We start from the raw sequence: 19,950 nt of genomic DNA on the forward strand, positions 1-19,950 counted from the left end.
TACAGCCAATGGGGTAGTAATAAGTAGGTCGGGGGTAGTAATAAGTAGGTCGGACCCACTTATTACTACCCCCGACCTACTTATTCGTTCTGTGGCCGGGCCTAGCCCCGGGCGGCTGCTTTGGCCGTGGCTGCTGCCGTAGGCCGGCCAGGAAAGCGCTGGCTCAGGTCGTCGTAGGCGGCCTGGGCCCCGGGCTGCTTGTTCTTGGCCAGGAACTTAATGTTGCCATACACGGTGAGGGCGTTGCCGTAGGCTTCGGAGCCGGCCACCATCACGGTGCTGTCGAGGTCGAGGGCAAGCTGCTCGCACTGCTGGCGCAGGGGGGTGAGGGCGGCCATGCCGGCCGTGTCCTGCTTCAGCTCGGCCAGGTCGACGAAGGCCGGCACGAAAGCGGGGGTGCTGGTGGCGTAGTCGGCGGCCTTGTTCACGAAGGCCACCGTTTTATCGGCCATGCGCAGCATGGTTTTGCGCTCGTCGGGGGTAAGGGAAAGGAGGTAGGGCGCCAGGGCCGTTTTAATGGCGTCGAGGTGCTGCTGCACGTCGGTGAGGACCTTGGCCGGAATGTCGGCGTGGAATTGGTTGGGCATGACGGTAAACGCGTAAAATGGAAGGATATGCGGTGCCACTCGGCCGGGGCAAGGTAGCGCTTATCGGGCGATACTTGCCGGTGCTGGCGGGGCTGCATATCGGGGCATCAGGCGTTGCCCGTTGCGTCGTCGAGGGCCCGGCGCACGTCGGGCCAGCTCAGCTCGCCGGCCACGTAGCGGGCGTAGAGCTGCTGGGCGTAGGCCGTGGCCCTGGTGTGAAGCTTGGGGTAGACCAACTGCAGCTGCCGCAGCACATTGGCGCGCTGCTGCGGGGTTTGGGCGCTGGGGCCGAAGCGGGAGTCGTAGGCCATGAGCTGAGAAGGAACAGGCAACACCAGACAAGGGCGATAATGTCCTCTCCAAATGCCGGCTAAGCCAGCGGCGGGGCGCAAGTGGATAAATACGGGTTTGCAGGGGGATGAATACGGGTTGGGCCAGAAGGGAAACCCGGTACCTGCCACCGAGCTTGCCTGCGGGGGGGCGAGGACTTACCTTCATTGTTCCGCCCTTCATTTCCCACCTGTGCCCACGATGCCTACTCCTGCCCCCGACGAGTTACCGCCCGGCCTCACCGCGGCCCACGCCAGCCTGTTGGCGCTGCGCGACCGGGCCGAAACGCGTCGCCGGCTCGTAACCCAGGCTTCGGCCCCGCACACCCCCGAAGAGACCCAACGTCTGGTGCAGGAGCTGCAAGTGCATCAGATTGAGCTCGAGATGCAGTACGAGGAGCTGCTGCTGGCCCAGGCCGAGGCCGAGAATGCCCGCGGCCAGTACGTCGACCTCTACGAGTTTGCGCCAGTGGGCTACTTCTCGCTCAGCGAAAATGGCCTCATCGAGCAGCTCAACCTCTGCGCCAGCCAGCAGCTGGGCGCCGTGCGGCAGCGGCTGGTCGGGCGCCGCTTCGCCTTGTTTGTCGCCCCGGCCCAGCGCCTGGAATTCGGGCAGTTCCTGGCCCGGGTGTTTAGCTCCGAAGCATCGCAGAGCATCGAGCTGCCTTTGCTGCACGAAGACGGTACCAGCTTTTATGGGCACCTCGAAGGCTTGCGCACGGCCATGCCCAACGGCCCGCAGTGCCGGCTGGCCGTGCTGGATGTAACGGCCCGGCGCCGGGCCGCCGATGCGCTGGCCGCTAGCGAAGCCCGCTTTCGCAAGCTCTTCACCGACAGCTCCGACGCGGTGGTGCTGCTGCAAGGCACCCAGTACGTCGACTGCAACGCGGCGGCGCTGCGGCTTATTGGCGCCCGGCACCGCGAGCAGCTCGTGGGCCAGCCCGCCTGGATGCCCGCGCCCGAGTTTCAGCCCAACGGCCAGCGCACCAGCGACCTGTTTCAGGCCACCATCGCCGAAGCGGTGGCCCAGGGCTCGAGGCGCTGCGAGGCCCTGATGCACCGCGTCACGGGCGAGGAAATCTGGGTCGAGGCCGTGCTCACGCCCATCGAATTGGGGGGCACGGCCCCGCTGGTGCACATCCTGTGGCGCGACGTTACGGCGGCGCGGGCGGCGGCCCAGCGGCTGCATGACAGCGAAGCCCGCCTGAGTCTGGCCCTGGCCGCCTCGCAAACCGGCGTGTTTACCTGGGACTTTGGTACCAATGAAATAGTCGGCGATGCGCGTTCTCAGGAAGTGTTTGGCCGCCAGCCGACCACCGGCCCGGTGCTGGTGGAAGACATCAAAACCAGCTTCCACCCGCACGATTTGGCCCGCGTGTGGGGGGGGCTGCAAGCTGCCATTGCGGTGCAGGGGCCCCTGGAGCTCAGCTTTCGGGTGGTGTGGCCCGACGACTCGGTGCACTACCTGCACCTGGCCGGCCGCGTGGTGGCCAACGGCCAGGGCCACGCCACGGGCCTCACCGGCGTGCTGCGCGACGTGACCGCCCAGCGCGCCGCCGACGAAGAGCTGCACTACAAAAACCTGGTGCTCGAACGCATGCTGCAAAAGCTGCCCATGGTGCTCACCCGCCTGCGGCCCGATGGCACCTACCTCGAATCGGTGGGGGCCGGGCTGGCGTCCGTGGGCATCCTCCCAGGCAGCTTGGTGGGCAAGAACGTACACAACATATTCACTACCGTGCAGCCCGAGCTGGCGCGCGTGCTGCACGGCGGGCAGGCCGAGTTTCTGGCCCAGATTCCGGTAGCCGGAGGCCCGCCGGTGGCGTTCCAGAACTATGCTTTCTTTGATGAGCAGGGCCACCAGGTGGTGGTGCTGGCCGTGGACGTGACGGTTGCCGAGCAGCAGCGGCGGCAATTGCAGGTCGAAAAGGACTTCACCCAGAGCCTGCTCGAAAACAGCGTCGACTGCATCATCACCCTCGACGAGCAAGGGCGCATCGTGGTCTGGAATGCCGAAGCCGCCCGTTACTTCGGCCTGAGCACCGCCCAGGTGCAGGGCCAGCCGCTGTTAGACGTGCTGCCGGACCTGGGCCAATACACGGAGCACGAGCTGGCCCGCGCCCTGGCCGGCGACCGCATCGACCGCTTCAACCGCACGTTTCGGCAGCGGCCCGGGCGCTACGATGCCCACCTGGTGCCCCTGCCGCCCCCGGTCGGCAATGCCTCGGGCGGCGTGCTCGTCATTCTGCGCGACGTAACCGAGCGCGAGCGCCTGGCCGAAGAAGCCACCCAGCAGCGCCTGCGCCAGCAGCAGGAAGTGCTGGCCGCCATCCTCACCACCCAGGAAAGCGAGCGCAAGCGCATTGCCGAGGCCCTGCACAACGGCCTGGGCCAGCTGCTCTACGCCGCCAAGCTTAGCCTCGACAAGTCTGCCGGCCAGCCGCCCGCGCCACGCGAGTCGGTGCGCCTGCTCGAAGAAGCCATTCGCACCACGCGCACCATTTCCTTCGAGCTGACGCCCGGGATTCTGGAGGATTTTGGCCTGCGCACGGCCCTGGAGGCCCTCGTGAAGCGCATTGCCCCGGCCCGCCTGCCCGTGCACCTGCACCTGCGCGGGCTCGAGCAGCGCCTACCCGCCCAGGTGGAAATTGCCGTGTACCGCGCCGTGCAGGAGCTGCTCAACAACGTGATGAAGCATGCCCAGGCCACCGAAGTCGAAGTGCACGTGGCCCACGAACCCAAGCGCCTCTACGTGAGTGTGGAAGACAACGGCTGCGGCTTCGAGCCCGCCGTGCTGGCCGCCGAGCCGCTGGTGGGCATCGGGCTGGCCGGCGTGCGCAACCGGGTGGCCTTGCTGGGCGGCGAGCTGTCGGTGGAGTCGGAGCTGGGCCGGGGCACCATCATCAGCTTCGAAGTAGACGTGTAAGCTGGGCCCGGGCCGGCCTATATTTGTGGAGGTCAGCCGTTGGTTGAGCACCGCGGGCACTTTTTTGCCCGGCGATGCGTCCCGCACCACCCATTGCGCTTGGCACTTCCCGCGTACTTTTTTCGATGAAAGCAGGACTTACTCGCATTCTGGCTCCTGTGCTCGCCGCCCTGGCCCTGGCCGGCTGCCAGCACGATGCCGAAACCGTGACGCCGGAAGTTCCTGTGGCGGCCCCGACGGCCTATGTGCTCGACGTGCCCAGCAACTTCCCGGTCCTGCCGGCCGCGCCGGCCGATAACCCGCTCACGGTAGAAGGGGTGGGGCTGGGCCGCCGGCTGTTCTACGACAATGCGCTATCCGTCGACAACAGCATTTCCTGCGCCTCCTGCCACCGCCAGGAGCTGGCCTTCAGCGACGGCCGGGCCCATGCGCTGGGCGTGAACGGCGGCCGCACGCCCCGCAGCGCCATGAGCCTGGCCAACCTGGCCTGGGAGCCTAAGCTAACCTGGGACGGCGCGGCCACCAGCCTCGAAAACCAAGCGCGCATCCCCCTCGAAAGCCCGGTGGAAATGCACCAGGCCCTGAGCGCCGGGGTGGCCCGCCTGCAGGCAGGCAGCACCTACCCGGTTTTGTTCCGCCAGGCCTTCAGCAGCAGCACCATCACCGAAACCAACCTGCTCAAAGCCCTGGCCCAGTTCGAGCGCACCCTGGTGTCGGGCAACTCGCGCTTCGACCAGTTCCGGCGCGGCAACCGCACGGCCCTGAGCGCCTACGAGCAGCAGGGCCTGCTGCTGTTCAACACGCACCCCAATGGCACGCTGCGCGGCGGCAACTGCGGCGACTGCCACTCGGGCGACCTGCAAACCAACCACACCTTCAGCAACAACGGCCTCGATGCCGCCCCGGCCGACAGGGGTCTGGGCGCGCAAACCGGCCTGGCCACCGACAACGGCAAGTTTCGGGTGCCCTCGCTGCGCAACATTGCCCTCACGGCGCCCTACATGCACGACGGCCGGTTTACTCGCCTCGAAGACGTCGTTAGCCACTACAACGAGCACGTTGTCCTCAACAGCCCCAACATCGACCCGCTGCTGCTCAACACCACCAACGACCCCGCCCAGCGCAGCCTCACCCTGGATTTGACGGCCGACGAAAAGGCCAAAATCGTGGCCTTCCTGCGCACGCTCACTGATACCACGTTTACCCACGACCGGCGCTTCGCCCGGCCGTAGCGGGTAAGTCTTGGCTGGTGTAAAGACGCATACTTACGTCTCGTCGTCGAACGACAGAGGCAAACGAAACCCGAACAAACGAGGCGAACGACCCCCGGATGACATCGTTCAACGACGAGACGCAAGTATGCGTCTCTACCCCGTTCAAGAGCAACCCCAAACCCGTGGGCCACAGGTTTCGCATAGATTCCTCCACGACTTTCGCGGCCTGCATTTGCAACCCGGCCCAGCAAATCGTGTCGGGCTAGTAGCCAAATGAATTGGTGAGCCAGAGAAGAACACGGTTGTGATGATTTTTGAAGAATACCGGGAGGATGCGCGGCGGCGCCACCAAAGCAAGCTATGGCTGAACCTATTAACCCTGCTGCTGCTGGCTGGGTCGCTGGGCGCCCAGGCCCAAACCACCGGCCGGATTGACGGCACGCTGCTCGACGCCGCCAGCCAGCAGCCGCTGCCTTTTGCGGGCGTGGTGCTGCTACGGGCCTCGGATTCTACCTTCGTTACCGGCGCGCAGTCGTTGGAAAGCGGGGCCTTCGCTTTGGAAAAAGTGCCCTTGGGCAGCTACGTGCTCAAAGCCACCGTGGTGGGCTACCGTACCGGCCTGCGCGCCGTGAGCCTGACGGCCGCCGCCTCCGAGCTGCACCTGGGGCCACTGCGGCTGCGCACGGCCGCCACCAAGCTGGCCGAAGTAGTGGTGAAGGGCGAGCGCGCCATTGTGACCGACAACCTTGACAAAAAGGTAATCGACGTGACCAAGGACCTGACTGCTACCGGGGGTACCGCCGTGGACGTACTTCAGAACGTGCCCTCCGTGACGGTGGACCAGAGCGGCGCCGTGAGCCTGCGCGGCTCGACCAACGTGCGCATTCTGGTGGACGGCAAGCCCACCGGCGTGACGCTGGACCAGTTGCCGGCCAGCTCGATTCAGAACATTGAGGTAGTCACCAACCCCTCGTCGCGTTACGACGCCGAGGGCTCGGCCGGCATTATCAACATCGTGCTGAAGAAGGAGCGGCAGGACGGCCTGAACGGCCAAGCCAGCGCCACGGCCGGCACCGGCCGCAAGTACAACACCTCGCTCAGCCTGAACTACCACCAGGGTAAGTTCAACGTGTTTGGCTCGTATGACTGGCGCGACGACCGCCGCACGGGCTATGGCTCGGTGCGCCAGCGCAGCGAAACCGCCACCGGGGCTGTGGTGCTGAACCAGGACCGCACTGGCGTGTTCCGGGGCGTGTCGCACGCCGTGCGCCTGGGCTTCGATTACGCCCTCACCCCCGACCAGACCCTGACGCTGACCGTGCAGCCGCGCTACAACTCGCAGAACAACCGCGAGGAAATCATCTCCAACCAAACCAACCTAACCACCGGCGACCGGCCCTCGCTGGGCAACACTACGCGCTACAATACCAACGCCGGCGCAGCCAAACAGGCCGATTTCAGCCTGGATTACCGCCGCATCTGGCCCGAACAAAAAGGGCGGGAGCTGACCGCCAACGTTGTGTACACGCCGGTGCACAGCGACATCGGGGTGAATTCGACGGTGGACTACCGCGACCAGCCCACCGGCTACCAGCAGCAGCAGTTCGACACCCAGAACGACCTGGCCTCGGCCCAACTCGACTACGTGCGGCCGGTGGGGGAGAAGGGCCGCTACGAGCTGGGCGCCAAGAGCATTTCGCGCCGCTCCGACGACGATTACCGCTTCATCAGCCAGCCCGCGCTGGCCTACAACCCCTCGAACCGTTTCATCTACCACGAGTTCATCCAGTCGGTGTATGGCACCTACGCCAACGTGGCCGGCGCGTTCAACTACCAGTTCGGCCTGCGCCTGGAGCAGACGGACACGCGCGGCGACCTGGTGGCCAACGTGCCCGCCCCAAGCTTCACGCGGAGCTACTTCAGCCTGTTTCCGAGCGCCGTGCTGGCCTACGATGTGAGCAAGGAGCACCGGGTGCAGCTCAGCTACTCGCGCCGCGTGCAGCGCCCGAGCGCCGACGAACTCAACCCTTTCCCCGACCGCTCGGACCCGCTGAACCTGCGCGCCGGCAACACCGAGCTGCGCCCTGAGTTCGTGCATTCGCTGGAGTTGGGCGACCAGCATTTTTTCGGGGCCGGCAGTTCGGTGAGCGCCACGGCGTTTTACCGGCTCGAAGAAAACACGATTACCAACATCCGCGACCCGTTGTTTTTCGATGTGATTACCAATTCCATCGTCACGAACACCACCCGCCTGAATGTGGGCCAGGAAACCAACTACGGCCTCGAAGCCGTGGTGAGTGCGCCGCTCACCAGCATCTGGAAAGTGAGCTTGAACGCCTCGGCTTTCCGGCGCATCATCAAAGGCTCGGCCCCGACCAATGTCGATTTCAACACCAGCAATTTCGTGTACACGAGCCGGCTGAATACCACGGTATCGCCCACCAAGCTGCTCGACTTGCAGCTCTCGGCTAACTACCGCTCGCCGGTGGTGTCGGTCCAGGGCCAGCGCCTCACCCAGTTCAACGCCGACTTTGCCGCCAAGTACAGCGTGCTGAAGGAGAAAGGCAGCCTCACGCTGCGGGTGTCTGATATCTTCAATACGCTGCAGTTCAATTTCAACGCCGCCGGCACCGGCTTCGAGTCGGTGGCGCGCAACAAGCGCGAGTCGCGCATCGCGTACTTGGGCTTTAGCTACCGCTTTGGCAACGGCAGTGCGGCCCCGCGCCCCAAGCGCAAGGAGGAGCCGGCCGATGAGCGCGGCTTCGAGTAGGCCTTTCACTATCATTCAAACAGCTTCTTAGCTCCTGAATTTGAAGTTCGGCAACGTTAGCAGTTGCTGCACTACCGCTTCTTTCCTGAAGTAGGTGCGCAAAAATAAACGAGTAAAAGAACGTCATGCAGAGCGCAGCGAAGCATCTCGCGTGTGGCAGTAAATCAATCGTTTAATGATGCGAGCGAGATGCTTCGCTGCGCTCTGCATGACGCTTACTTGTGCGTGACTACTTAAATTCCTGTCATGTTCGCCTCGTTTCGCATTTCCTTGCTCACACAGCCTGTAGAGCCGGAGAAAAAGCCGTAGCGCCGGTTACTATCGGGGCTGGCAGAGGGCATAATTACGCAGCTTTGGACGCGAATTCTGTGGGGGGTGCGGGCGGCCTGAATCGTAAATTTGCCCTTGCAGTCAGGCTGATTTCCGGCAGCCTTCACGGCCCGTTTTGTCGCGAGCCATTCTCATTTAACTTCTCCTTATCATGTCCACGCTTCAATTCAAAACCACCATCAACTGCGGCGGCTGCATAAAGGCCGTCACGCCCGCGCTCAACCAAGCCGTGGGAGCCGGCAACTGGCAGGTTGATACCGTCAACCCCGCCAAAATCCTGACCGTAACCTCCGACCAGGCCACGGCCGAGCAGATAGTGCAGGCCGTAGAAGGTGCCGGCTTCGAGATTCAGGCCGCCGCTTAGGTCGCGGCTGGGATGAATCGAAAAAGGGCAGCCCTGCATCGGGGCTGCCCTTTTTTGGCTTTGAATTCAGGTGGGGAGCGGTTCCACCAGTCCGACCGCCCTAGGCGGTCCGACCGGTTGTCGTTGGGGCGGAGTCGTTGCTGCTTCCACCGGTCAGACCGCCTAGGGCAGTCGGGCCGGAGCGGGCCCGCTACTCCACCACCAGCTGACGGCTGGTTGTCAAGTCGCCCACTTGCAGTTTCAGCAGGTAGACGCCAGCCGGCAGGCGGCCGAGCACCAATTCCTGGTGGCCGGCCTGACGGGCCGTTACCGTGCGCACGCGCTGGCCCAGTGCACTGTACACGCTCAGCGCTATGGGCTGCGCGCCGGGGCCGGGCACGGTGTAGGCCAGCATGGCGGCAGCGGCAGCGGGGTTGGGGTACAGCGAAACATCCAGCGCCTTATCGGCCGCGCTGCGGCTGGCTAGCACGCCGCTGCCCAACTGGAACGCCACGTACTGGTTGCCGGGAATGGCGGTGAAATCGGGGTTGGCCCCCAGCGGCGTGGTGCGGCCGGGAATCGTCGGAATCACATCGGTGAAGAAAACACCGTCGGCATCGGTGTAGCCGGCAAACAGCTCGATGCGACTGCCCGCGCCCACCGAAGCCCCCGCCGCACCCAGCGCCGCCAGCGGAATCTCAATTTCAAGGCCCGCGTTGCTGGTGTTGGTCGTGAGGGTGGGCGTGTTGAAGTAGGCAAAGCGCGCGCCGGCAAGGTCGAGCGTGGCCGGAGCCACAACTACGCCGCCGGTTTTGGTGCCAGCCCCGATGTACGTGTCGTTGCCCGGCGTAACGGGTCCCCCCGTCACGTAGGAAACGCGGCTGAAATACACGTCGTTGGCCGTGGCCGAAGTTGGCCCCACCGACACGCGGAAACCGTAGTCGGCCTGCATATCGAGCGTCGGGCGGTGCTTGAGCGGCGAAGGCGCATTACTGCCGCCGATGAGCTGCTGGCTGGCCGGCGCACCCAGCTGGCCGGCCGTGTTCAGGTACAGCACCAAGGCGCGGTAGCTCCCGCCCGCCGATTCGGCCGAACCAGTCAGCAGCAGGTTTAGCGTAGTAGCGGTGCTGCCCACGTACAGGGCTTGCAGGCCGCGGTCGGTTTCGGAGTGCGGGCCGGTGTAGGTGGCGGCCAGCTGGTACTGGCCCGGGCCGGTACCGATTTCGGCCGCCGAGGCCTGGCCATCGAGCGTGAACTGCGGCGTGGCCGCCGTGGTGCTGGCTACAAATTCTACCTCATCGAGCCGGGCGGTCTGGCCCGCGCCGGCTGTCGAGCGCAGTCCGATTTCGCACTGCCCGTTGCTCACCACAACATTGCTGACTTGCACCGGCACCCAGGTGGTCGAAGTCGGTAGGGTAGTCGCCAGCTCGGTACCGCCGAAGCCGCTGGCGTAGAGCTGGCACTGCGTCTGGCCGCCGCTGCTTTGGGCGCGGGCCCGTAGCGTGTAGGTGCCGTTGGGCACATTGGTGAGCAGCTGGTAAGTGCGCACCTGGTAGGCCGCAGCTTTCTGGTGCGTGAGCTGGTAGAGGCCCGCGACGCCGGGTGCTTGCGTCAAGTCGGCATCAGCAGTAGAGGCGGTGCTCCAGCCCAGCGGCGTTTGCGTGGGGCCGGTGAACTCGAAGCCGGGGTTGTACACCAGGCCGGCGGCCGGCGGCACGTTTCGAAAGGCCCGCAGGGCAGTGGTGGGCCGGCCGGCGTTGGTCCAGGCGCCCAGATTGTAGCCCATCCAGTTGTAGGCCTGCGGCTCCCAGTACAGCACGCCGAGGCCCTTGTTGCCGGGCACGGCCTGGGTTTTGGCCTGCAGGTCGAGGAGCATTTGCTGAGTGGGAATGGTCGCATCGGTGGGCATGCCGGTTTCTACCACCATCACCTCTTTGCCGGGGTAGCGCACCACCAAGTCGTTCATGTTGGCCTGGCACTGCGCCGTGAGCGTGGGCCAGTCGGTGATGCTCGGGTAGAGCGAGAGGCCCATCACATCGAACCGCGCCCCGTTGTTGGTCAGGCCGCCGAAAATGTAGCGCGAGGTGTTCACGTTGAAGCCGTTGGAAACGTGCGCAATCACCTTGATACTTTGGTTCGATGCCTTCACAGCCGCGTAGCCACGGTCGAACAGCTGGGCAAACTGCGCCATGTTGACGGAAGCCTTACCCTCGGGCCAGAGCATGCCGTCGTTGGTCTCGTTGCCCACTTGCACCCACTTGGGCGTAATGCCGTTGTTTTTCAACAGCTCCAGCGTGGTGAAGGTGTGGTCATAAACAGCAGTGAGCAGCTGCGGAAACGGGTAGGCAGCCCAAGCGGCGGGCTTGTTTTGGCGGCCGGGGTCAGCAAATTCGTCGCTATAGTGGAAGTCAATCATGACGCGGTAGCCCAGCGCCTGGGCCCGCATTGCCTTGGCCAGCACGTCGGCCGGACTGTTCCAGCCGCCGGCCGGGTTCACCCACACCCGCAGGCGGACGGTGTTCATATCGTAGCCCTTCAGCAGCTGAAACAGGTCCTGCGGGGTGCCGCCTTCGGTGTAGAAACGGTAGTTCGATTGCTCCATCTGAGTTACCCAGCTCACATCAGCTCCTTTTGCGAAGGGCGCGGTTGTCTGGGCGTTGGCGTGGGGCACGAGCCCGGCCAGCAGGCTCAGGAGCAATAGAAGTCGTTTCATCAGGGTGGAGTTGGTTGTAATGATTGGATAGTTTACATCGAATGAGGTAGGGGCGGGGCTTGCCCCCGCCCGGCGTTGCACGGAATCGTTGGAAAAGCACGGAACTATTGAAAGGGTTCTGACGCCCGGGCGGGGGCAAGCCCCGCCCCTACATCGTTCGAATAGCCAGCATTTCTAAGTGGACAAAAAGACCGAAACCTCGCCCGAAAACGTGAGCGTGAGCTGGTGCATGGCGCGGGTGCAGGCCACGTAGAGCATGCTCTTATCGACCTCCGTTTTGTAAGTGCGAGCGGAGGCAAACGGCACAATCACCTCATCAAATTCCAGACCCTTCGCCAGATGCGCCGAGGTGATGATAATGCCCTCTTTGAAGCTCGTGGACTCGTCGGTGAGCAGGTAAATACCGGGCGCTTCCAGTACCCGAAAGGCTTCTTCGGCCTGCCGCAGGGTTTTGCAGATGATGCCCAATGAATGATTCCCGGAGCTCAGAAAGTTAGTAATCAGTTCTTTAATGCCCTGCAACTCCTCATCCCTACTAGCGAAACGCACCACCGCGGGCGCGGGCCCGTGCCGTTCCAGCGGGATGATGTTGGGGTTGGGCGTGATGCGCTGCGCGAACGCCGTAATCTCCATCGTGGAGCGGTAGCTGCGGTAGAGCCGCACCACCTCGGCCTGTGGGAACACGCGCTCGATGGTTTCGGCCGAGGACGCGCTGTACGGGTTCACGGTTTGGCTGACGTCGCCGAGAATGGTTTTGCGGCAGGCGAACACGCGCGACAGCACGGCGTACTGCACGGGCGTGTAGTCCTGCATCTCGTCCACCAACAGGTGCTTCACGTGGTCGTAGGTATTGAGGCCTTCGAGCCGAATGCGGAGGTAGACGAAGGCAAACACGTCGGCGTATTCCAGGGGCTGGCCGTGCTCCATCCGGAACAGTTCGGGCCGGCCCAGCCAGCGGTAAAAGTCCCGGTACAAATCCATCACCTGATGGAACTTGAACATGCGCGGAATGGCCTCGCCGATGGTGGATTTCTCGTGGTTGCTGAGCTTGCGGCGGACGGCATCGCGCACGAAGGCCCGCACCTCCTCGGCCACCAGTGCAAACCGTTTCAGGAGCGGCACCCGGTGGAAAGTCCGAAACTTGGCCAGCAGGAATTGCAGCGGCACTACAGTACTGCCCACCCGCAGCTCCTTAACGGTAAAGTAGTTGTTCTCGGCGTGCAGCAAATACTGGTTGAGCTGGCTCAGGAATTTAAACGACGACTTGTAGCGGATGCGTTCGATGAACGCGGGGTGCGGCTGCTCGAGCAGCGCCGATACCTGCTCGAAAAAGGTCTGAAACGGATACTGATGGCCGAGCAAATCGGCGGCCAGCTCCTCCATGCCCAGCTCCGGAATATGCTCCTCGCCCAGTTCAGGCAGCACATTCGAGATGTAGTCGGCGAAGACCTTGTTGGGCGAGATTATCAGCACGTCCCGGGCGCCAATCGTCTCGCGGTAACGGTACAGCAAAAACGCGATGCGGTGCAGGGCAATGGACGTTTTGCCCGAGCCGGCCACGCCCTGAATAACCATCACGGGCGCGGTCTCGTTGCGAATCACCGCGTTCTGGTCGCGCTGAATGGTGGCGACAATGTTCTTCAGCTTGTCGTCCGAAGACTTGGCCAGCTCGCGCTGCAACACGTCATCGTGAATATTCACGTCGTTTTCGAGCATGAATTCCATGCGGCCGTCGCGGATTTTGTACTGCCGTTTCAGGTCGATGGTGCCCTGCATCGGGCCAGCCGGCGTGGTGAACGAAGCCGGCCCCAGCTCGAAATCGTAGAACATGGACGACACCGGGGCGCGCCAATCGTAAATCAAGTTCTGGCGCTGCCGCTCCTCCATAAAGGAGTAGATGCCGATATACACCGGTGGCCATTTCCCCTTGCCCTGGGGCGTGAAATCGATGCGGCCAAAGTAGGGCGACTGCCCCAGCTTGAGCAGCTTGCGCTTACGGCCCACGGCCGCCTCGCCCGTAAACGCCATGCGGTTGACGGACTGCTCGGCGGCTACCATGTCGGCATCGTCCATGCCCGACTGGTGCTCGTGGATGTACTCCTTTTTATCCCGGAGCTCATTAGAAAACTGCTTCACGTCGCCATCAATCCGCCGAATGGCCAGCGTCAGCTTCTCCTTAATTTCTTCCAGGTATTCTCTTTCCTCTTGCTGCGTCGCGTTCATCCCGGGGGTGTTTTCTTGAAAATGGACCGCAAAGGTCAGGCTCAAATTCTGCTCTGAGGCTATAGTAAACGATGTAGGGGCGGGGCTTGCCCCCGCCCGTCGTTGAACGAACTCGTTGGAGAATTGCAAACGACGGGCGGGGGCAAGCCCCGCCCCTACATCTACCACAACCTACCGCAACGTAATCGACTCCACATCCACGCTAGCCGGGCTGCCCGTTACGCTGGTGGCATCCCACACGAGTTGCAGCACTTCAGCGTCGGCCAGCTTCAAAGGCGGCGAAGTAGCGGGTTGGTAGGTCAGGGGCCCGAAACCGGGGTAGGGGCGGGGCACCAGCAAACCCGCCGCGGCGCGGAAAGCACTGAGCGGCACCACCACTTCCTGCATGGCCGCGCCCGCTGCCAGCGCCACCGGGGCCGCGTAGCTCACGGCATCTTTGGTGGTGAGCTGCAGGCTGAGCTTAGCATTGGGCTGGCTGGTGCGTGCCCGAAGAACTACCTGCGTGAAGCGGCCCAAATCCTCGGGCCGGCCCACCAGTCGGTCGCCGAAAAAGGCGCGCAGGCTCACAGCCGGGCCACTGGCGGCGGGCTGACCGGCCCGGGCCGGGCCCTGCACCAGGCGCAGGGCCAACGTGCCCTTGGGCGAAGGCACGTAGTCGGTCCAAGTGTTGGGGGCTAGGCCGCGGGCTTCAATGCGCTCCTGGTCGCGGTCGGCGCGGTAGAGGAGTAGCGGCGTGCCAGCCGCCACAATGGGAACTTCGTAGTGCTCGGCGTGGGCGTAGTCCCAGTCGCGCGGCTGGCCCGCAAAACCGCCGGGGAAGGTGAGAATCTGCGCGCCCTTCTTCACAGCCAGCCAGTAGCGTAGCTCGCCAGCGTACAGCAGCTCATCGGGCACTCGGGCCTCATAGGTGGCGTAGGCCGTGGCGCGCATCGGCACGGTGCGGGTGCGACCGTAGTAGTGCTGTGCCACCAGGAACACACTGTCAGCCGCGCCTACGCCGGTGATGGTGGCGCCGATGCTGAGCGGCTGGCCGGCAGTGGCCTGAGCCAGCGGGATGTGGCGCACTTGCTGCTGTGCCCCTTCCAAGAACATAAACCCTTTCGGCGCCGCAAAATCACGCAATTCCCCGTGGTTGAACACGGTGCGCGAAGCGAAAGGAAGGGTTGATTTGCCAGACGCAGCGACAAGGTATACACCGGGTCGCACGTTGATGCGGCCGTTGGCGGTATGTGCCTCATAGGTATTGCCCTCGTTCAGGGCACGCAGCGAAAAGCTGCGGCCGAGGTCTGGCAGCGCTACTTCCAGCGGCTGCTCGTTCCACAGAATCTGCGTCACCGGCTTGCTGGGCGAGGCTTTCTCGAACGGGTCCCGGATAGCCACGGCATCGGGCATTACTTCCAAGCGCCACACGCCAGGGGCCAGCCGGTCGAGGAAGTAGGCGCCGAGGCCGCCATATTTCACCACTTGCGAAGAGCCTACGCCGGCCAGATGCCTCAGCTTCGTGGGCTGCTGCGGGGCAGTGCTAGTGTTAGCAGTGTAATAGAACTCGGTGGGTGTGTTCATCTCGCTCAGCTGCTGGCGGTAGCTGACGTGGAAATCGCCAAACACGGAATCCTGCGGGTAGCGGCCGAATTGCTGCCCGCGCTTGACGGTGCGGAAAACTTTGCCCGCGATGAGCATGCTCAGCGCCTTGGCTGGCGTGTAGGCTAGGTTCAGGTAGTGGGTTTGGTACTCGGTGTTGGCGTAGGCCAGCGCCAACGGGTCGTAGGCAAACTGCGTGGCCCACTGAAAGCCCGCCGTGCGGAAACTGCGCGCCATAAACGGGTACATAATCGGCTGCAGAATATCGGCCGACTCAAACTCGTACACCATCTTCGCTTTCGACTTAAACCGTGCATCGCTGCTGAACGGAATGGGATATTGGTCGACGTAGGGCAGGAAATTGCCGCGCAGCGTGTGCCCCGCCACCAGCCCCTGCGGGTACCACTGAAACGTGAGCCCATCCACTTTCGCGTTCAGAATGGCCTCGGCCACATCGGGGTTTTCCGACACGTTGTAGAACACCGGCTTGTGGCAGCCCGTGGCCCGAATGGCCCCGGCCATGCGGTCGGCGAAGCTGGTGATAGGGGCCAGCGGCTTGCCGTACTTGGGCTCGTTGCACACCTCGAAAGCCAGAATGTCGGGGTCTTCGCGGTTCAGGTTTTTCGTGTAAGAATTGCGGTGGTTGAGAAACTGCGTGAGGTAGCGCTCCTGGGCGGCAATGGCGCGCGGGTTGGTATAGGCTGCGCCCTTCGAGTAGATGCTCGAAAAGCCGGTGCCCAAGTCGTTCTCGGGGTAGCCGTTGTTCCAGTAGGCAATAGGAGTGAGGATGATTTTGATGCCGCGCTGCTTGAGCTCGTTCACCAGGAAATCGAGCAGCCGCAGGTGCTCATTCTCGAGCAAATTGCCCGTCGTATCCGTGATTTCCACGTCCCAGACATGCACCCGGAAGGCGTCGACGCCCAGGCGGCTCAGGTGGTACACATCCTGCCTGATGGCCTGCTCGTGGTTCACGCCCAGCCGCTGGTGGGCCCGGTAGGCGTAGGCAAAGGGCGTGGTGTAGTTCACGCCGAACAGCGCGACCTCCTGTTTCGTTTTTTGCCAGCGCAGCACGCCGGCTTGGTCCACATACACGTCGCCGCTTGGTGCGGTCGGAGCCTTTTGGGCCGATACCGGCGGCAAGGCGAGTAGAAAAGCAAGGCTGAATAGCAGCAGCGGCAGCAAACGTACAGGCATAGAAACCAGCAGTAAAAGGGCAATAGCGGAATGTAGCTGCGAAGGTAAGGCCTTTCCCGATTTACACAAACGTTTGCGTAACTCAGGGAAATATGCTGTACTTTTCGCCGCAGAATCCTGGTGCTGGTCGTCACTCTTGCTCTTTATTGCGTAGTAATTGGCAGCCGACCACCTCCTGTTTTTTCGCTCTTCTTCCTCCCGTTTTCCTATGTCCGACTCCCTGGCTCAGGCCGTACAGGCCGATTTTCAACAACGCTACGGCTACGCGCCGCTGCTGGTGCGTGCGCCGGGCCGTGTCAACCTCATTGGCGAGCACACCGACTACAACGCCGGTTTTGTGTTGCCAGCGGCGGTCGATAAGCAGATGGTGTTTGCCGTGGGCCTGAACGGCGGCGAGCAAATACGCCTCTTCGCCCACGACCTGAACGAGAGCCTCGAGCTGCCCAATTCTGCCGACATTAGCCCCACCGAAACGCACTGGGCCAACTACCTGTTGGGCGTAGCGGCGCAGTTCCAACTGCGCGGCGTGGCCGTGCCGGGGTTCGACTGCGTGCTGGCCGGCACCGTGCCCATGGGCGCGGGCATGTCGTCCTCCGCTGCCGTGGAATGTGGCCTGGCCTACGCCCTGAACGAGCTGCTGAAAACCGGCTTCGAGAAAATGGACCTCGCCCGCATGGCTCAGCTGGCCGAGCACACCTACGCCGGCGTGCAGTGCGGCCTGATGGACCAGTTCGCCAGCGTGTTTGGCCGGGCCGGCCAGGTTGTGCGCCTCGACTGCCGCTCGCTCGACTACCAGTACTTCCCCTTCGATACCCAGGCCTGCCGCATCGTGCTCGTTAATTCAGGCGTGAAGCACAGCCTGGCATCTTCCGAATACAACACCCGCCGGCAGGAGTGCGAGCGCGGCGTGGCAGTGCTCCAGCAGCACTACCCCAAAATTATGGCCCTGCGCGATGCCACCATGGCGCAGCTCGAAGCCCATCACAGCGAGTTGGGCGGCACGGTTTTTCGCCGCTGCTCCTACGTAGTGCAGGAAAATGCCCGCGTCGAAGCGGCCTGCCGCCACCTCGAAGCCGGCGACCTGGCCGCTTTCGGCCGCGAGATGAACGCCAGCCACGCCGGCCTGCGCGACGACTACGAAGTAAGCTGCGTCGAACTCGACGTGCTGGCCGAAGCCGCTCTGGCCGCGCCCGGCATCTTCGGCTCGCGCATGATGGGCGGCGGCTTCGGTGGCTGCACCATCAACCTGGTCGCGCCGGATAAGGTGGAGGCCTTTATTGAAAGCGTGAGCGCGGTGTATGAGCAGCGCTTCGGCCGCCGGCCGGAAACCTACCAGACCACAATTGTGGATGGGGTGGGGAAAATCTAGTTGTCAGTTACTGGTTGTTAATTGTCAGGAGCTAATGCTTACATGACTTCAGATAACCAGCGCGTGCTGCCTACCAACTGACAACGAATACCTAACAACCAGAAACATGCCTTTCGATTCCACCGAACACCCGCACCGTCGCTTCAATGCCCTCACGGGCGAGTGGGTCCTTGTGTCGCCGCACCGCTCGAAGCGGCCCTGGCAGGGCCAGCAGGAGGAAACGGAGCAGGACCAGCGCCCCGCCTACGACCCCACCTGCTACCTCTGCCCCGGCAACCCTCGCGTGGGTGGCGAGGTGAACCCGCAGTACACCGACACCTTCGTGTTCAACAACGACTTTGGCGCGCTGACGGCCGATGTGCCCACCGGCGGTATCGACGAAGGCGGCCTTCTGCGGGCCGAAGCCGAATCTGGCGTTTGCCGCGTCATCTGCTTCTCGCCGCGCCACGATTTGACGCTCCCGCAAATGACCACGCCGGCTATTCGAAAAGTAGTGGATTTGTGGGTGAGTGAGTTTGCCACGCTTGGCGCGCGGCCCGACATCAACTACGTGCAGATTTTTGAAAACAAGGGCCCGATAATGGGCTGCTCGAACCCGCACCCGCACGGCCAGATTTGGGCCCAGCGCACCGTGCCCGGCGAACCGGCCAAAGAAGGCGTGCAGCAGCTGACTTACTTCCAGGAGCACGGCCGGACGCTGCTGAGCGACTACCTCAAAATCGAGCTGGAGAAAAAGGAGCGGGTGGTGCTCGAAAACGAGCATTTCGTGGTGCTGGTGCCGTTCTGGGCCGTGTGGCCCTTCGAAACCATCGTCATCGCCCGCCGTCCGGTGCAGGACGTAACCCAGCTCAGCGAGCCCGAGCGCGACGCGCTGGCCGACGTGCTGCGCCGCCTCACCATCCGTTACGACAACCTGTTCAACATCTCATTTCCGTATTCGTCAGGCCTGCACCAGCGCCCGACGGATGGCCAGGAGCACTCCGAATGGCACTTGCACATGCACTTCTATCCGCCGCTGCTGCGCTCGGCCACCGTGCGCAAGTTCATGGTGGGCTACGAGATGCTCGGCGACCCGCAGCGCGACATCACGCCCGAGTTCAGCGCCGGGCGGTTGCGCGAACAGGCCGAAATGCATTACAAGGGCGCGGTTGAATAGGCACCTAGCTATAAACAGAACGTCATGCTTCTCTTGCGCTCAGCATGACGGTTAAATTTGGACAGGCGCTGCGCCTGTCGCCAGCCGCTAGCGTCGGGTGGGGCTCATCGGTTTATCATTGGCCCGCCCCTACATTTGGATTCCCACCACCATCAACATCTCACCGCTTTGTCGCAAAAAAGAGCCTCCATTTCAGATATCGCCAAGGAGCTGAACCTGGCCGTGTCGACGGTTTCGCGGGCCCTGAGCGGGCATTCGCGCATCAGCAAAGCCACCCGCGACCGGGTGCAGGCCCTGGCCGAGCAGCTCAACTACCAGCCCAACCACCTGGCCGCCGCCCTGCGCAAAGGCCACAGCAACACGCTGGGTGTGATTGTGCCCCACATCGATGGCCACTTCTTCTCGCAGGTGATGAAGGGGGCCGAGTCGGTGGCCAACCGCGCTGGCTTCAACGTGCTGCTCTGCCAGTCGAACGAGGACTACGAGCAGGAGCAAAAGAACGTGGTGACGATGATAAATGCGCAGGTCGACGGCATTTTGGTATCCGTAGCCCGGCCCACGCACGATTTCAGCCACTTCGATAAAATCGAGAAGCGCGGCATTCCGCTGGTGTTTTTCGACCGCATCGTGGACAGCCCCGAACTGAACGCGGTAGAGCTCGACGACTTCCAGGGCGGCTACCAATCCACGAAGCACCTGCTGGAGCAGGGCTGCCGGCGCATTGCCCACTTCGGCGGCCCCCAGCACCTCCAGATTTACATCAACCGCTTCGGCGGCTACCGCCAGGCCCTGCAAGAATTCGGCATGGAGGTAGAGGACGAATTGGTGCTGTTCAGCGACATGTGGGAGGCCGACGGCCGCGCCGGCATGGAGCAGTTGCTGGCCTTGCCGACTCCGCCCGATGCCATCTTCTCGGCTAGTGACTTTTCCATTGCCGGGGCCATGCGCGTGCTCAAAGAGCGCGGCCTGCGCATTCCGCAGGATGTGGCGCTGGCCGGCTACAGCAACGAAAGCTTCTGCTCGCTCACCGAGCCCAACCTCACCTCGGTCGACCAGTGCCCCGAGGAAATGGGCCGCGCTGCCATGCAGCTGCTCATGGAAATGGTGCACGACACCGGCGACGTAGCCGTGGCCCCGCGCAAAGTCGTCATCCAGCCGCGCCTAATGAAGCGCGAGTCGTCGATGAAAGGGAAGAAGTAACGTTACTAATTGAAC

The 19,950-nt window shown here is 63.2% G+C and carries 12 protein-coding genes; 7 read left to right on the forward strand and 5 right to left on the reverse strand.

The window, feature by feature from the left end; translation table 11 throughout:
* Nucleotides 1-101: 101 nt before the first annotated feature.
* Nucleotides 102-587, reverse strand: a complete 486-nt coding sequence (locus ABD837_RS07030; RefSeq protein WP_345052107.1) for a hypothetical protein — start codon at nucleotides 585-587, stop codon at nucleotides 102-104.
* 107 nt (nucleotides 588-694) lie between these two features.
* Nucleotides 695-898, reverse strand: coding sequence for a hypothetical protein (locus ABD837_RS07035; RefSeq protein WP_345052110.1), 204 nt, complete (start codon nucleotides 896-898; stop codon nucleotides 695-697).
* Nucleotides 899-1,118: 220 nt separating this feature from the next.
* On the opposite strand from ABD837_RS07035, the gene ABD837_RS07040 reads away from it, so the two are divergent.
* From ABD837_RS07040 to ABD837_RS07055, 4 genes are all read left to right on the forward strand, one after another.
* Nucleotides 1,119-3,842: a PAS domain-containing sensor histidine kinase gene (locus tag ABD837_RS07040; RefSeq protein WP_345052112.1), complete on the forward strand. Its 2,724-nt coding sequence runs from the start codon at nucleotides 1,119-1,121 to the stop codon at nucleotides 3,840-3,842.
* Nucleotides 3,843-3,967: 125 nt separating this feature from the next.
* Complete coding sequence (locus tag ABD837_RS07045) at nucleotides 3,968-5,074, forward strand: cytochrome-c peroxidase (protein ID WP_345052115.1); 1,107 nt, start codon at nucleotides 3,968-3,970, stop codon at nucleotides 5,072-5,074.
* A 289-nt stretch (nucleotides 5,075-5,363) separates the two neighbouring features.
* Nucleotides 5,364-7,826, forward strand: coding sequence for a TonB-dependent receptor (locus tag ABD837_RS07050; RefSeq protein ID WP_345052117.1), 2,463 nt, complete (start codon nucleotides 5,364-5,366; stop codon nucleotides 7,824-7,826).
* A gap of 481 nt (nucleotides 7,827-8,307) precedes the next feature.
* The gene (locus ABD837_RS07055) at nucleotides 8,308-8,520 is read left to right on the forward strand and encodes a heavy-metal-associated domain-containing protein (RefSeq protein WP_345052120.1); all 213 of its coding nucleotides are present in this window, start codon (nucleotides 8,308-8,310) and stop codon (nucleotides 8,518-8,520) included.
* 190 nt (nucleotides 8,521-8,710) lie between these two features.
* On the opposite strand, the gene ABD837_RS07060 is transcribed toward ABD837_RS07055, so the two are convergent.
* The 3 genes from ABD837_RS07060 to ABD837_RS07070 form a co-directional block, all read right to left on the reverse strand.
* Nucleotides 8,711-11,212 (reverse strand): glycosyl hydrolase 53 family protein, encoded by a 2,502-nt coding sequence (locus ABD837_RS07060; protein ID WP_345052123.1) that lies wholly within the window; start codon nucleotides 11,210-11,212, stop codon nucleotides 8,711-8,713.
* Nucleotides 11,213-11,386: 174 nt separating this feature from the next.
* A complete protein-coding gene (locus tag ABD837_RS07065; protein WP_345052126.1) occupies nucleotides 11,387-13,435 on the reverse strand; it encodes a HelD family protein in 2,049 nt (682 codons plus the stop codon).
* Between the two features lie 171 nt (nucleotides 13,436-13,606).
* Nucleotides 13,607-16,210, reverse strand: coding sequence for a cellulase family glycosylhydrolase (locus ABD837_RS07070; RefSeq protein WP_345052128.1), 2,604 nt, complete (start codon nucleotides 16,208-16,210; stop codon nucleotides 13,607-13,609).
* 208 nt (nucleotides 16,211-16,418) lie between these two features.
* Between ABD837_RS07070 and galK the strand changes: the two genes are divergently transcribed.
* From galK to ABD837_RS07085, 3 genes are all read left to right on the forward strand, one after another.
* Nucleotides 16,419-17,579 carry a galactokinase gene (gene galK, locus ABD837_RS07075; RefSeq protein ID WP_345052131.1) on the forward strand — a complete coding sequence of 387 codons (1,161 nt, stop codon included), beginning with the start codon at nucleotides 16,419-16,421 and terminating at the stop codon, nucleotides 17,577-17,579.
* Between the two features lie 106 nt (nucleotides 17,580-17,685).
* Nucleotides 17,686-18,735: a UDP-glucose--hexose-1-phosphate uridylyltransferase gene (locus ABD837_RS07080; RefSeq protein ID WP_345052134.1), complete on the forward strand. Its 1,050-nt coding sequence runs from the start codon at nucleotides 17,686-17,688 to the stop codon at nucleotides 18,733-18,735.
* A 168-nt stretch (nucleotides 18,736-18,903) separates the two neighbouring features.
* Nucleotides 18,904-19,935 carry a LacI family DNA-binding transcriptional regulator gene (locus ABD837_RS07085; protein ID WP_345052136.1) on the forward strand — a complete coding sequence of 344 codons (1,032 nt, stop codon included), beginning with the start codon at nucleotides 18,904-18,906 and terminating at the stop codon, nucleotides 19,933-19,935.
* Nucleotides 19,936-19,950: the final 15 nt, after the last annotated feature.

It is taken from the genome of Hymenobacter glaciei, assembly GCF_039539585.1.
Lineage (GTDB): Bacteria > Bacteroidota > Bacteroidia > Cytophagales > Hymenobacteraceae > Hymenobacter > Hymenobacter glaciei.

What these genes read in the sequence shown, in the direction of transcription:
- ABD837_RS07030 (WP_345052107.1), bottom strand. Translation starts at nt 587, where the DNA reads ATGCCCAACCAATTCCACGCCGACATTCCGGCCAAGGTCCTCACCGAC.
- ABD837_RS07080 (WP_345052134.1), top strand. Translation starts at nt 17,686, where the DNA reads ATGCCTTTCGATTCCACCGAACACCCGCACCGTCGCTTCAATGCCCTC.
- ABD837_RS07040 (WP_345052112.1), top strand. Translation starts at nt 1,119, where the DNA reads ATGCCTACTCCTGCCCCCGACGAGTTACCGCCCGGCCTCACCGCGGCC.
- ABD837_RS07050 (WP_345052117.1), top strand. Translation starts at nt 5,364, where the DNA reads ATGATTTTTGAAGAATACCGGGAGGATGCGCGGCGGCGCCACCAAAGC.
- ABD837_RS07065 (WP_345052126.1), bottom strand. Translation starts at nt 13,435, where the DNA reads ATGAACGCGACGCAGCAAGAGGAAAGAGAATACCTGGAAGAAATTAAG.
- ABD837_RS07060 (WP_345052123.1), bottom strand. Translation starts at nt 11,212, where the DNA reads ATGAAACGACTTCTATTGCTCCTGAGCCTGCTGGCCGGGCTCGTGCCC.
- ABD837_RS07055 (WP_345052120.1), top strand. Translation starts at nt 8,308, where the DNA reads ATGTCCACGCTTCAATTCAAAACCACCATCAACTGCGGCGGCTGCATA.
- galK (WP_345052131.1), top strand. Translation starts at nt 16,419, where the DNA reads ATGTCCGACTCCCTGGCTCAGGCCGTACAGGCCGATTTTCAACAACGC.
- ABD837_RS07045 (WP_345052115.1), top strand. Translation starts at nt 3,968, where the DNA reads ATGAAAGCAGGACTTACTCGCATTCTGGCTCCTGTGCTCGCCGCCCTG.
- ABD837_RS07070 (WP_345052128.1), bottom strand. Translation starts at nt 16,210, where the DNA reads ATGCCTGTACGTTTGCTGCCGCTGCTGCTATTCAGCCTTGCTTTTCTA.
- ABD837_RS07035 (WP_345052110.1), bottom strand. Translation starts at nt 898, where the DNA reads ATGGCCTACGACTCCCGCTTCGGCCCCAGCGCCCAAACCCCGCAGCAG.